Source organism: Nocardioides sp. YIM 152315 (assembly GCF_029210375.1).
In the GTDB taxonomy this organism is placed as follows: domain Bacteria; phylum Actinomycetota; class Actinomycetes; order Propionibacteriales; family Nocardioidaceae; genus Nocardioides.
In genome coordinates, this window is the sequence record NZ_JARGER010000008.1 from 121,898 (window position 1) to 135,466 (window position 13,569).

The 13,569-nt window shown below is 66.6% G+C and carries 9 protein-coding genes; 8 read left to right on the top strand and 1 reads right to left on the bottom strand.

Annotation, left to right across the window (positions count from 1 at the left end):
- Positions 1-61 precede the first annotated feature (61 nt).
- The 5 genes from PZ894_RS01710 (at position 62) to PZ894_RS01730 (ending at position 8,167) form a co-directional block, all read left to right on the top strand.
- The gene (locus tag PZ894_RS01710; protein WP_275741829.1) at positions 62-1,159 is read left to right on the top strand and encodes a histone-like nucleoid-structuring protein Lsr2; all 1,098 of its coding nucleotides are present in this window, start codon (positions 62-64) and stop codon (positions 1,157-1,159) included.
- A 182-nt stretch (positions 1,160-1,341) separates the two neighbouring features.
- Positions 1,342-3,315 carry an ATP-binding protein gene (locus PZ894_RS01715; protein WP_275741831.1) on the top strand — a complete coding sequence of 658 codons (1,974 nt, stop codon included), beginning with the start codon at positions 1,342-1,344 and terminating at the stop codon, positions 3,313-3,315.
- A 2-nt stretch (positions 3,316-3,317) separates the two neighbouring features.
- Positions 3,318-4,808, top strand: a complete 1,491-nt coding sequence (locus tag PZ894_RS01720; protein ID WP_275741833.1) for a UvrD-helicase domain-containing protein — start codon at positions 3,318-3,320, stop codon at positions 4,806-4,808.
- Between the two features lie 489 nt (positions 4,809-5,297).
- On the top strand, positions 5,298-6,869 hold the full coding sequence (locus PZ894_RS01725) for a hypothetical protein (protein ID WP_275741835.1): 1,572 nt from the start codon (positions 5,298-5,300) through the stop codon (positions 6,867-6,869).
- A 108-nt stretch (positions 6,870-6,977) separates the two neighbouring features.
- A protein-coding gene (locus PZ894_RS01730; protein ID WP_275741837.1) for an IS3 family transposase occupies positions 6,978-8,167 on the top strand; the annotation gives its coding sequence in 2 pieces (ribosomal slippage) (positions 6,978-7,256 and positions 7,259-8,167; 1,188 coding nt in all).
- Positions 8,168-8,727: 560 nt separating this feature from the next.
- Here the strand turns inward: PZ894_RS01730 and PZ894_RS01735 are convergent.
- Positions 8,728-9,585 (bottom strand): hypothetical protein, encoded by an 858-nt coding sequence (locus PZ894_RS01735; protein ID WP_275741839.1) that lies wholly within the window; start codon positions 9,583-9,585, stop codon positions 8,728-8,730.
- Between the two features lie 307 nt (positions 9,586-9,892).
- Here PZ894_RS01735 and PZ894_RS01740 point away from each other — a divergent pair, with 307 nt between their 5' ends.
- The 3 genes from PZ894_RS01740 to PZ894_RS01750 all read left to right on the top strand — a co-directional run bounded on the left by PZ894_RS01740 (position 9,893) and on the right by PZ894_RS01750 (position 13,134).
- Positions 9,893-10,969 carry a hypothetical protein gene (locus PZ894_RS01740; RefSeq protein WP_275741841.1) on the top strand — a complete coding sequence of 359 codons (1,077 nt, stop codon included), beginning with the start codon at positions 9,893-9,895 and terminating at the stop codon, positions 10,967-10,969.
- An 83-nt stretch (positions 10,970-11,052) separates the two neighbouring features.
- Positions 11,053-11,316 (top strand): hypothetical protein, encoded by a 264-nt coding sequence (locus tag PZ894_RS01745; RefSeq protein ID WP_275741843.1) that lies wholly within the window; start codon positions 11,053-11,055, stop codon positions 11,314-11,316.
- A gap of 144 nt (positions 11,317-11,460) precedes the next feature.
- The gene (locus PZ894_RS01750) at positions 11,461-13,134 is read left to right on the top strand and encodes an RNA-directed DNA polymerase (RefSeq protein ID WP_275741845.1); all 1,674 of its coding nucleotides are present in this window, start codon (positions 11,461-11,463) and stop codon (positions 13,132-13,134) included.
- The last annotated feature ends 435 nt before the right edge of the window (positions 13,135-13,569 follow it).

Below are 13,569 nucleotides of genomic sequence, written 5' to 3' on the forward strand. Positions count from 1 at the left end.
CGTGGGAGCGCACTCCGCGCTCGGCGACGCACGAGCGACCGCGACGCTCCTCGCCGCGTACATGCACCCCCACGTCGGCTACCCGCCGCCGCCCGATCACCTCGACCTCCCGACCCGCGCGCTCAGCGTGCGCTGGCCCACGGGCCCTTCCCGTGCTCCGTCCCCAACGGTGGTGATTCCCGAGTCACCGCGGTCGCGGCCCCATCCCTCACCGCGCGCCCGCTCCGTCATGGCAGCCCAAGCCCACGCCCCGCTACCGCAAGCGCTTGTCGAGCTCGTCGAGAGGTTCTCGCTCGTCGACGCCCTGGACGAAGGCGCCCCGCCCGGAGCGCTCGCCTACCTCGAGAAGCTCGCCGAGGTACTCGAGGACGGCGAGGTGACCGCAGACGAGGCCGCCGACCTCGAAGCCGTGGCCGACGCCGAGAACCTCACCAGCGCCGACATCGCCGCCGCCAACCAGGCGTTCGTCCTCACGCTCGCGCACGCCGCCCTCGACGACGGCAAGGTCACCCGAGCCGAACGCGCCGAGCTACAAGCGGTCTCCGACCTCCTCGGCGTCAACCACAAGATCCTCCCCGCCCTCCTCGACCGCGCCGAGCAGGCCCGCAACCAACGACTCTCCGCCAGCCTGAAGGATCTCCCGTCGGACTGGTCTCACGGCGAGCCACTGCGTGTCGGCGACAAGGTGGTGTTCACCGGGTGCGACGAGGCGTTGCGTAACGGTCTGGAGGCGAGGTCCGAGCAGCTCGGTGTCAGGATCATCTCCTCGGTCTCCGCCAAGACCGCCATGCTCGTCACCGACGGAACCATGGACGGCGGGAAGGCCGCCAACGCGCGCCGGCACAGCACCCGCACCGAGCACCCCACGGTCTATGCGATCTTGCTCGAGCACCTCCAGCCAGCGTTGGCGCGCGACGCCAAGCCCGTCCCCAAGACCGCTGCCGGGCCCCGACCTCGGCACAGCAGCGACCACGCCCCACCGGAAAGCGTGAGGCCGGTGGAAGCCCAGCCGAACAAGCCGGACGTGAGTCCCTCCGAAGTCCGGACGTGGGCTCGCGCCAACGGCTACGAAGTCGGCACCCGAGGTCGCCTCCACCAAGACATCCTCACTGCTTACTCCGCCGCTTACCCAACGGAGGACACCGGCCGAGCCGGCTGACCCCCCGCTGCCTTGGCGGCGGATTCGGCCACCGCCGACGCGCAGTGTGGCGCGACGTGTGCATCAGGGCGCGCGTCGCGTCCCTGGGCAAAAACACGTCGAGCGACACTGGGGCGCATCTCGGACAACGCCGTTGCGCTTGTGGTGTGCTCGTCCTCCTGTCCTGAAGCAGCGAGGCTGGCATGCGAATCCGACGCGTCGACATCAACAACTTCCGCGGCATCAAGTCCACCTCGTGGAGGCTGGCGAAGGAGCAGACCTTCGTTGCGCTCATCGGTCCGGGCGACTCCACGAAGACCACGCTCCTGACCGCACTCGAGCGTGCGCTGCACGATCGGGCCGGCCTCACGTTCTCCGACACCGACTTCTACGGAGTCGACATCGACGTGCCGATACGGATCCGCGTCGCGGTCGACGACCTTCCCGACGAACTCATCGCGATGGACGCCTTCGGCGCCTTCCTCTGCGGCATCGACGAGGTAGGGGAGTGGTCCCACGACCCGAGCGACGACACCAACCGCTGCGTCATCGTCGAGCTCGTCGTCGAAGCAGACCTCGAGCCCGTGTGGCAGGCCTACCGGCCGCCGCTCAACGCCGACGCCGGGGAGAACTCAGGGGAGACGCAGGAGACCGACGAACAGGCGCCGCTCATCCGTGCGCGACACCGAGCCCGGATGACGGCCTACCGAATCGACGACCGGGTCGATGCGCACCTGCGCTGGTCGGCCACGTCGTCGTTGGGCAAGCTGACCGCGAAGCGCGGCGATACCAAGGCCACCTTGACCGTGGCCAACCGTGCCGCACGCGACGCAGCCGGAGCCGCGGTCACTGACGAACTGAAAGACTTGGCCCGCGAGGTGCAGGCGGCCGTCCAGGAGATTGGCACCGCCGAGTTCTGCGACCTCAAGCCCGGCCTTGACGCTTCGCTGGCCAACACCCGCGGCAACCTCGCCCTCTTCGAGGGCGACGTCCCACTGACCAACTTTGGCCTCGGAACCCGCCGGCTGACCGGTGCCGCCACCCAGCAGCTCGCCAACCAAGGATCGACCACGTTGCTGGTTGACGAGGTCGAGCACGGCCTCGAACCGCACCGGCTCGTGCACCTCCTCGGACACCTCCGCACCAAGGGCGCCTTCTCGCAGGTGTTCGTCACCACCCATTCCCCGACCGCGCTCCTGCACCTTGAGCCCGTCGACCTCATGATGGTCCGCTCCCGCACGGACGGCACGACCGAGGTCCGCTCGCTGGGTGACCCGGCGAGCCTGCGGCCCCTGCTGAAGCGCTGCCCCGAGGCGTTCTTGTCGCGACGGGTGGTCATCAACGAGGGCAAGACCGAGTACGGCGTCGTTCTGCGGCTGCTGCAGGACTGGGACTCCAGCGCCGCATCCTCCAAGGACCCCGCGAAGACCGCCGCAGCGGCCCCTTCGGCGGCCCTCGGTGTTGTGGCCCTCGAAGGCGACGGTGGTACCGGATCAGCGAAGTGGGCCAAGGAGTTCCTCGACGTCGGCTACGAGGTCGTGCTGTTCATCGACAGCGACGACCAGGCCGCCAATGACATGGTCCCGGACGTCGAGCGAGCAGGCGGTGTCGTCGTCCAGTGGCCAGGAGGCGTCTGCATCGAAGCGGCGGTGTGCTCCCAGCTCGACGCCGCGGGCCTGACCGCCTACATCCACGCCGCCCTGGAGGTCGCGGACGACCCGTCCGCCTCCAGCCAGTCGTTCTCCGCCTACCTGACCACGTACGCCGTGGTCGATGGGAAGAAGCCGCCCGAGCTCGACCTGCTGGACCTGACCACCTGGACGACGGCCGGCATCAGCCTTGATGACTGCCGGACAGCGGTGGCGACCGCGTCGAAGGAGAAGGGCTGGTTCAAGCGCGTCGACAAGGGGCAGCGACTCGGCACCTTCATCCTGGAGACCGCCTCGCTTCACAGCGGCGCCGTGCAGGACACGCTCGAGGCACTCAAGTCGGCGATCTACGCCCGCACGGCCAGCCAGGTCAGCATGACGGACCTCACCGACCTCGTGGCCGACGGCGCGGTCGACGGGGTGAGCAGCACCGGGGACGGCGCGCCCGGCAACGGCGCTGAAGCGGCCGACCCGTCCGCCGCAGGCGTGACGCAGCCGCCACCATTCGAGGGTCCCGCCGGTGGCTGAGCGTGGCTGAGCACATCTCAGACGAGCTCGCAGCGGACGCCGCCGCGTTCGCAGCGGCGCTACCTGCAGCGGTGGAGATGCCCGCCGGCGCCGGCAAGACCCACCTGCTGACAGCTACCGCCAAGCACATCGTCGACGACGGCGGCCGCGTCCTGGTGCTGACCCACACCAACGCCGGCGTCTACGCCATCAACACCCGGCTCAAGAGATTCGGTCTCTCAACAGGCGTGCACGTCGCGACCATCACCTCCTTCGCGTTCCGGCTGGTACGCGCCTACCCCGCCCTCGGTGAGCTGCGCGCGCCCAAGGTGATGATCCCCGCCCACTCGACCTCCTACATTGCAGCCGCGACCCGGATCGCGTCGGCAGTCCATATCCAGGCCGTGCTGAAGGCGTCGTTCACCCACGTCCTTGTCGACGAGTATCAGGACTGCAACGAGACGCAGCACGGGTTCGTGTCCGCGCTGCGCGGCGCGATCCCGGCGACCGGCATCCTCGGTGACCCGCTGCAAGCCATCTTCGGTTTCGCCGATCCGCTGGCCGACTGGGACACCGTCCTGGGCGACTATCCGTTGCATCCCACGACCATTAAGCCGCACCGATGGGCGGGACATAACGAAGCGCTCGGCGAATGGCTGCTGCGCATCCGCCCCCTCATGGTGCCCGGTCACACTGTGCAGTGGGCCGGCATCGCGCTGCCTGAGGGCGTCACCTTCCGCAACATCGCAGGGGACCAGCGTGTGCTGACGCCCGGCTTCTTCGCCGCCTACCCGGCCGACGAGACCGTTCTCATCATCACGGACTGGGCGCACACCGCCCGCGGCGTCGCCGGGAACCTCAACGGCACGTTTACGGTGATGGAGGAGATCGCCGGCAAGTTCATGGTCGAGAGCCTTGAGAAGCTCGCTGCGAAAGAACCCAACGAGTACGCCCTGTGGCTCTTCGACCTGACCAAGGCCTGCCACTGCGGCCATGGAGTGCTGGACCCAGGCACGCTGCGCAAGCGGTATCTGAACGGCCGCACCGCGGGTGACCTGCTCGAAGGCGGCCCCGGAAGCCGCGCCGGAGCTGAGCCGGCGATCGGCGCGTTCGACACCGTCGTCTCCGAGCCCACGCTGTCGAACCTCGCGGCCGGGATGGACGCCATCTCGAGCTCTCCGGCTTTACGACTCCACTCCCACGAAGCCTGGTACGACATCCAGACCTCCATCCGCGGAGCGGTCGCCCACGGAGGAGACCACGGCGTGCTGCTCCAGGAGCTGGCGAAAGCCCGCGAAGTGCTCCGGTACGCCGGCCGCCGCGAACGCAAACGCATCATCTCGCGCACCCTGCTCGTCAAGGGCTTGGAGTACGACCACGTCGTCCTCGCCGACGTCACCAAGCACGCCCAGGTCAACGACCTGTACGTAGCCCTCTCGCGGGCTCGCAAGACCGTCGCCATCCTCAGCACGAGCGACTCCCTGCAGCTGGAACCTTCCCCGACGGGACGCTAGCGATCAGATGCTGCGCGACCGGCGACGCCGCCGAAGGCCCGACCGCTCGACTGGCAGAGCCGGGCATCTCCTCGCGCTCGGACGAGCCGTTCAGAGAAACGCACTTACCGCAGACTGCGGCCACGGACTCGAGGAACAGCGTGACGCGATGTCCCAGACGATCCCGAGGACACCTACCAACGTGATTGGCCCGCGGGCCGACTCCGCCGACACCTTGCGACAGGCGCGATAACCACTTGGACGGTCCGCACGCAGCGGGAAGACTTCGCAGGTGCGCTCTGCTGGACGAGCGCTGACATATCCGCCACGACCTCCAGGATCATGAACACCGCGCCTGACGAGTCCACCCGCCCGGACGGTCGCACGCCCTCGGCCGAGACCGTCGAGCTCCGCAAAGCGACCCGGGCGCTGCGCCTGCACCTCGACATCCTGCCGATCGACTTCAACGAGGGACCCACGGGCGACCGCTTCCTGGCCGGCCTTGCCTTCATGTCGACACGCCAGCGCTACGACTGTGCCGAGTCCATGATCGGTGCCGGGTTCGGCGGCACCGTGCTGGGAGCCCTCGCGCGCAGCGTGTTCGTTGACGGCCTGCGATGGCTCTGGATTGCCGAAGACCCGTCCACACGACGTCCCTCACTTCTCGGGGACCTCCTCGCAGAACGCAGCCGGATCTGCGCCACCCTTCGCAAGACCGACTCCACCTGCGGCAACCTGTCCAGATGGCTCATGCCACTGCCCAACATCGCGGACCTCACGGGCGAGTCGAAGACCTGGCTCGATGCTCCGCCGATCCCGGACGAACCCGCTCTCCTCGACCACTACCTCACTCAACCGGTAAGCGAGACCACCTCCGGCAACCGTGCCCGCGAGCTCCTGGACCTCGCCGGGCTGCGCGGCGCCGTGTCGGTCCTCCAACACGCCGGCCATGGCAACTTCCTCGGATTGCAAAGCACGATGACCGCCGACGGAGTACCTGGCCACGACCTGCGCCCCGACCACGAGGCGCTCTTCATGCACGTCGCCGCCGCCGGTATAGCCGCGACCCTTCTCGGCACGGCCGCGGCGGTCCCCGAACTGTGGCCTCCTGACGTGGATCGCCCTTGGTTCCTCGACGAGGCGCTCCGGCTCGCCGCTGTCGTCGCCGCCGCTGCCCGTCCCCTGCACGGGCTCTCGACCAGCAAGCCATTCATCGGACTCCCCAAGCCGCCGCCAAGTCCCACGGTCACGGGCATCGTGGAACCGGGCGCCGTGCTGCAGGCCGACGACCTTCTTCCCGACGTCAACACCACGACCGCAGTCGCTGCTGCGGCCGAAGAGTTCTTCGCCCTCGCACGAAGCTTCGAGGTCGACCTGTGGCGCAACGGCCCTCCGACCCTCCACATGGCGCTCACCTTCACCGGCGCCCACTCCCACCTGCAAGCCGTGATGTCCACCTACGACCAACCCGGCTCGGCGGTCATCGCCGCCTTCGCCTCGCGCATGCTCCTGGAGGAGGCCGCGCGACACGCCTGGCGACACCAGGACGGAGACGGTGCTGCCTTCGTCTCGCGAGCAACGCAGTACTTCGACGAGTACCGGCACATGGAGAAGAAGACCATCGCGCTGCTGTCCAGCAATGGCGTCCCGATCAAGGTCGCGAAGGCCCTCTTCGCCCTCCCAGACATTGTCCGGATGCCGCCGGTTCCGCCGAGCGCGAAGAAGGGGCGCCAGAAGCTGCCGTCGATCACGTCCATGCTCGGTGACTTCGGCAAGCCCTTCGCCGAGCCAGGCTGGCTCACCGTCGCCTACTCGCTGCTGAGCCAAATCACCCACGCCACCCCGATCGGACTCATGCACAACATCCGGTGGGCAGGGGAGACGTGGCAGGCGAACGACATGTCACCGGAGATGCTCGGCCTCACCCTCGACGTCGCGTGCTTGTCCAGCGTCGAGCTCATCGGGACATCGGCGGTCGTGCTCACCGGCGGCGATCGCTCAGCGATGGCGTACCGCGACGCGCTATTGCGATCTGCGATGCGCGTGCACCGGGCCGGCCAGTTGGTCCACGGACTCGACTGACGCCGCAGAAGGCCACGCTGTCTTGCTACTCAACGGAACACGGGACTGCCCCGAGTCTGGTTGACACCTGATCACTGAGGTTTCGACCTCAGGAGTAAGGATGTCCCTGTGGCAAAGCCGTATCCCAAGGAGTTCCGCGACGACGTCGTGGCGGTGGCCCGTAAGGGTCAGGCGTCGCTGACGCAGATCGCGAAGGACTTCGGCATCTCCGAAGGCTCGTTGACGAACTGGATGAAGCAGGCCGACATCGAGGACGGCAAACGTCCCGGTCTGAACGAGGACGAGCGCAAGCAGCTGCGCGAGGCGAACAAGAGGATCCGACTCCTCGAGCAGGAGAACGAGGTTCTCCGACGGGCGGCCGCCTACCTGTCCCAGGCGAATCTGCCGGGAAAATAGTCTTCCCGCTCGTCCGAGAGATGGCCGCGGCCGGTGCCCCCATTCGGGTGCCGGTCGCGGTGGCGTTGCGGGTCCTCAAACTGTCGCGGCAGGGGTACTACCAGCGGCTCAACGATCCCGTCAGTCAGCGTGACTGGGACGACGCGCACCTCATCGACAAGCTCTACGAACTCCACACCGACGACGCGACGCTGGGCTACAGGTTCCTCACCGACGAGCTCGACCTCGAACACGGCATCCACGTCGGGGAGAACCGCGTCCACCGGCTCTGCAAGATCGCCGGCATCACCGCGTCGCACCATAAGAAGCGGTCCAAGCCTGGCTCGACGGGTCCGGCCCCGCGCGACGACCTCCTCGCCGTGGTCGACAAGCACGGCGTGATCCGGCACGAGTTCGTTGCTGATGGGCGGGACAAGGTCTGGCTGTGGGACATCTCGGAGCATCCAACGCGGGAAGGCAAGCTTTACATCTGCGCGATCAAGGACGTGTGGTCGATCCGGATCGTGGGGTACTCGATCGACACCAGGATGAAGTCAGCGCTCGCGCGGGCGGCGATGCGCAACGCGATCGCGTTGCGCTCACCGGTCGCGACGATCTGTCATTCCGATCGGGGCGGCCAGTTTCGTGCCAATCGCACCCAGCGGCTGCTCGCGAACAACGGGCTTGCCGGGTCGATGGGCCGTTCTTACGGCGCCGGAGACAACGCCTCCATGGAGTCGTTCTTCGCGCTGTTGCAGAAGAACGTTCTCAACACCAAGCGCTGGGACACCCGCGAGGAACTCCGTCTCGCGATGGTCATCTGGATCGAGACGAAGTACAACCGCCGTCGTCGTCAGCGGGCCCTGGGCAAGCTCACCCCGGTCGAGTTTGAGATGATCTACACGGACGCAATCGCGGCCTGATTACTGCAAACCCCGAGTGTCAACCAGACCGGGGGCAGTCCCCACGGACCGATTGTCGGTGCCGGCGGGCATGGTCGCGACATGCCCCGCACCATCCACGAGCAGGTGAAGATTCGCACAGGCGATGGAACGCGAAGCGCCCCGTTGACCTGTTTCCAAGGCCTCCCCGGTGACATTGCGCTGACGCCCAGGTCGAGACGAAGCCCAACGCGGACAAGCCACGCACGAGCCAGAGACTCATACCGACATCGGCTCCTCGGGCCGATGGGAGGTCATCACGGAGACCTCCCTGTATGTGCTCGACCTGGCCGATGGCCGCTGTGTACGTGTTCCGGATGCCGGTCTTGAGAGTGTTGAAGGTCTACCGCCAGCCCAGATCGCCGCGTTGCGACGTGCCCATCACGTGACACCCGTGGTCTCAGCGGCCCAAGTGATCATCGGCAGACGGCTGGTTTTCATCCGGGCTCGACGAGCCTTATCGAACGCCGAGGCGAGCGGCTGTCAACCGCCGACGCGGCGTCCCGCGGCAGCGGGCATAGGTACCGGTAACCCTCAGAGCATCAGTTCTGACGCCTATAGCGCCAGCCTGGAGAACGATTGAACGCGCTGGCCTCCGGCATCTTCAGCCACCCGGAAACCACCTTGGCCACGAGCGTCGCCTCTTCATCGTTGATCGGTCGGCTCGGTGGCCATAACACGCTTCCCTGTGAGGGCGCGAGCTGACGCCACGTCTCACCCGGGAGCTGCATAGGCGGGACACCAGTGCCGCTGTCGGTCCGGACGAGGACGGCCAGGTTCCGGAAAACCAGGCAGCACAACATGACCTCGCGTCGCTCGCCTAGCTTCCAGTGTTGGTCTTGATGGCTCACCTCTACGGCAGCGGTGAACGCGGCGAAGTTCAACTCGCCGTTATGCCTCGCAGCCCAGACTGCGGTGAGCGGGGGCACGGTGAGGGTGGTCGCCAGATGCAGACGCGTCACGCTGTCGGCAGTGTTCTCGTGCTGCGCAGCGCGCTCTCGAACCCACGGGGTCTTGGTGGCCCAGGCCGCCATGGTCGCCACGGCTTCCTCGTCGAGGACCGTCAGACCGAGGGGATAGCCGGGCGCCCAGAGCTTCTCCAAGTGGGGACGAACCTCTTCTTCGAGGCGACTCATCCAGCCGTTGTTGCACGTTGCGCATACCTCGCGGATGCGGGATGTGAGGACTGAGCCTTGCTTGACCACAGATTCGTTGGCCAGTTCGGTGAGTGCTGTTTCGGAGGTCCGTGAGAATCCGGAGTTGTAGCTGTACTGCACGGGCTCGACCGGGATGCGACGGCCTAGCCACCGAGGCCAAGCGTGCTCTTTGGTCATCTGGCCTCGATTGCCGCAGAACATGCATTGACGACTCGATGCTCCGTTGCGCCGGGTGTTCGTCACGGCGCAAGGATGCAGTCTCGCGTCGATCTGCACATCGAAACGAGCGGGATGAGCCGACAGAAGACTGTGCCGATGGGCTACTGTCTTCCAGAACGGACTGGCGTCGCGGTAGAGCCGCGAAGCTCCCGGGTCACACTCACCTCGTCGCTGACAGCACTAGCGACCTGCGCTCGTAGATTAGAGCCGGCCAGAGCCGCCTCGTTGCCTGAGCATGACCTCAGACACACGATGCAGATCGGCGATGGACGGAGCCTTGGCGGACGAACTCGCAGCAAGTGCGCAGTGGCATGAACCCCACGGAGCATCCATGACTTCATACAGCGTCCTGTCCAGCCCCGGGAAGGCGACTGTCATCGCGACCTGGCCCGGTCAGTGGGCTGATTCCCACAGTGCAAAGATCACGACGTGCACTGACCCTGCTCTTGCGACCCGTCTCGCCGACGACCTCACCTGGATCTCGGAGCAGATGTGGGATGCGGCCGCATGGCTGGATATCTACGAGCACGCCGAGGACTTGCTCGCACAGCGCATCGACGACCTGCGCTCAACCGCGGAGCTTCCAAATACTGGAGCCGTCTCGTTCGCCGGCTCCAGGCACGCCGACTCCCTAACGGGGGAATCGCTCGCAGACCGCCTCGGCCATTTCTTCCCTGAGACGATGAACCAACTCACCCGCGCCCAGCGGCTCTCCGTCGCCGACGAGCTGAGCGCCGATGCCGCCGCACGGACTGAATCACTGCAGCTCCTGCCAATCGGGCACGACCCTGCCGAGCCGAACTCGCGCGTCTGGCAGGCCGCCGCCATCACCCGCGCCACCCAGAGCGGAATCGCGGAGTACCTGCCCGAGGGGGCGGCTAGCTGGTCTGCGCGGCTCTTCGACAACGATCGCGGGCCGGCGGAGCGTTGGGGCGCCCGGAACCTGCTGGTCCGGCTCGAGCAGATTGCCGCCGCTGCCCAGTTGACTGGAGCTCGAGGCGGCGTTGGCATAGACCCCTTCGAGGACCACCTCGTGTTCCCGCACGAACTACTCGGCGTCCACCTCGACCACGAAGGGACCGACGACGCCGTCGTCATCCTCAAAGAGACTCCCGCCGCCTTCGCTGGCGGTGCCCTCGCGAAGATCTATCGAGCGCACGCCGCGGCCGCTTCGCCGGGGCACGGTGGCTACTTCCCGTTCCGGGACGTCATAGTGAAGGTCCGTCCGGCCCTCGACCTGCGTGCCAACCCTTGGGACCGAGATGTCTTCGCGCCCATCGAGGTCTCCGTGCGCCTCGAAGGTGCCGCAGGATCTACCACCAAGGTGCTCGGCACTCTTGAAGTCACCGACTCCGGCGGCTTCGAGAGCCTGCTGGGACCCTGGGCGAGCGGAACCACTTTCAGGTAGCGCCGATCTCCGGATGCGCGGGCCGCGGCCCGCGCATCCGGAGGCAAGGACACAAAGACCCCGTTTGCCGTACAACCCGGGGTATGACCCAGAACTGTGCGGTTTCGGCCGAATGTCACGACATCTCCGACCTGCCCGTCCGATACGTCGACGGGCCCGACAGCGACGAGCTCGCCACCGTCACCAAGGTGCATCTGCTGGACGGCAAGCGAGTCGTCAGCAGTCGGTACGGCGAGGGCTTCTACTGGTTGCCGCCACAATGCGCTCGGGACGTGGACAGCGGCAGGTTGCTCGCGCTCTGGGTCTCGCATCCGGACGCGAGCTTTCCGTGGTCTCGAATGATGTGACCTCTCAGCTCGGCCCTGACGCCGGGCGTTGGGAAGGAGGGTCGCGAGGGGGCGATCCAGCCGCCCGGGGTCCGTGATCTATGAACACCGCTTTCTGTGAGGCTGGACCTGTCCTGCGCCACCTGACCTGCGACGATGGGTGCCATGCGCAGAGAGCCGACGGACCAACGTGCGCTCAGCGGCTACGCGGCGGCTCTCGGAGACCTGGATCTCCGAGATGCCGTGGCCCGAGGGCTGACTCGGAACGATCTGCTTCCCAAACGCCCCGACGACAAGGCCGGGGGTGAGGTCGCCAACCGCTTCGTCGCCTCCCTGACTCGCGATCTCGAGCTCGGGCGGTACGCGCCCAGCCCCGCCTCCTTCGTACCTGTCCCGAAGGTGAACAACGCAACACGGCTGGCCGCGCTCATGACATTGAGCGACCGAGCCGTGTACTTCGCTCTCGTTGAGCCCTTGCGAGCGAGGATCGAGCAGGCGCTGATCTCCAACGACCAGCTGCTGTGGCCCCGAGCTATCGACAAGGACAAGGCGTGGAGTGCGCTCGAGACGACGCCGCTCGACCAAGAGGGCGCGTACATAGTTCTGGCGGACGTCTCGTCCTTCTACGAATCCATCGACCACGATCTCCTCGCCGCGCGACTCGTTGAACTCACCGGCAACGTGGCTGTCGTGCAGGCCCTGAGGGAGTTCCTGGGCGAGATCATGGGAGCCAGGCGCGGCATCCCCCAGGGCCTCGACGTCTCCGACGTCCTGGCGACGGCGTACTTGTCATCTGTCGATGGATTGATGTCGCGATCCCTGTGGCCGTACTTCCGGCACGGGGACGACGTGCGCATCGTGGTTCCCGACCACGGAGCCGGCCGACAGGCGCTGCATCTTTTCGAGACGGGGCTCCGCAGCGTCGGGTTGACCTTGAATGGTCAGAAGTCTCGGATCCTCTTGCGCGACACGTATCAGTCACATCTGACCGCGGTCAACGAGGAACGCGAGGCGCTGCGGGAGAAGATCGCTTCGGCCCGAGAGGCCGCGCTGGAACATGCTACTGAAGAGGAGCTCGCCGCCATCGTCGTGGAAGCCGGCATCGACGAGGACACCCAGTGGGGCCTCTTCTATCACGGGTCGGTCACGCTCGAGGACATCATTGACCAGCTTCGTGGCGTCCTTCAGCCCACCGATGTTGAGGTGGCCCGCGCGGTGTTTGATGAGGCGACGAGTCATGCCCCGGACCAAGAGGTAGATCCGCTCGCCGACGAGGTCTTCCACGTATACCTCTCCACGACGCTTACCCGGCTGGCCGCTGGCCTCGATCCTCATGCAGTCCCACTTGTCGCGAGTCTCATCGAGCGTTTCCCGGACAAGACCGAACTGCTAGCGACCTATCTGCGAAGCGTGCGGTCAACTGACCCCGAGGCGGTGGCTGCCCAGGTCGAGGCTGCCCTCTCCACTCCGTACCTGTTCGCTTGGCAACTCGTGTGGCTACTCGACACCGCGCGACTTCTCGCGACCGAGTTCGACCACCTCGAGTTCGACCAGGCACGTGCGGTCGCCCTACGAGTGCAGGGCGACGAGGAGATCGTCTGGCTCGCTCGCGCCGCCGCGGCTCGATACCGATGCCTCACCGGCCAAATGGGCAACGAGGAGATGGAGCGGCTTTGGCGGCTGTCCCCGCGTGCCGTCCAGGCCGACCTCGTGGCGGGATGCTGCGATCTCGAACAAGTAGGGCCAGCGGGCTGGCCGACGCGGTTCCTCGACTCGCTGAAAGACGACGCGGCCCTTCAGGTGGTCATCAACCGCAACCGAATCAAACCCAAACCATGACACCGACGGCGCCGAGCGCCCCGCCGAGCGCCCTGCCGAGGAATCCGGCCTGCATGGGGCGGGAGATCACCAGGCGCGGTGCTGGCCCTTGGGCGCTGGCGATGAGCCCGACCGGCATCCGGCCCTTGTCGCTCCGCGACCTCGGCGCCGGCCAGGACGACGCGTGATCGAGTCGATTCGAGAGGTCATCGAAATGTCATCAGATATGACCGGCAAGCGACCCGATCCGTTCCGATAGAGTTGAAGGCGTCCGATGGGGAACCTCCTCTACAACCCGAGCTTCTCCAGGGGAATCCAGAGTCTGAGGTGGCTCCGCGAGGGCCTCCGATCTTGTCCAGAGGTCGCAGGTTCAAATCCTGCCCCCGCTACGAATGTGATGTCTCAGGGCATCGTGGAGGGCCGAACCCAATAGATGTGGGTTCGGCCCTCCTTCAT

Bases quoted from the DNA above. Each gene is read 5' to 3' on its own strand.
- PZ894_RS01710 (WP_275741829.1), top strand. From the start codon at position 62: ATGCACCCCCACGTCGGCTACCCGCCGCCGCCCGATCACCTCGACCTC.
- PZ894_RS01715 (WP_275741831.1), top strand. From the start codon at position 1,342: ATGCGAATCCGACGCGTCGACATCAACAACTTCCGCGGCATCAAGTCC.
- PZ894_RS01725 (WP_275741835.1), top strand. From the start codon at position 5,298: ATGTCGACACGCCAGCGCTACGACTGTGCCGAGTCCATGATCGGTGCC.
- PZ894_RS01740 (WP_275741841.1), top strand. From the start codon at position 9,893: ATGACTTCATACAGCGTCCTGTCCAGCCCCGGGAAGGCGACTGTCATC.
- PZ894_RS01745 (WP_275741843.1), top strand. From the start codon at position 11,053: ATGACCCAGAACTGTGCGGTTTCGGCCGAATGTCACGACATCTCCGAC.
- PZ894_RS01750 (WP_275741845.1), top strand. From the start codon at position 11,461: ATGCGCAGAGAGCCGACGGACCAACGTGCGCTCAGCGGCTACGCGGCG.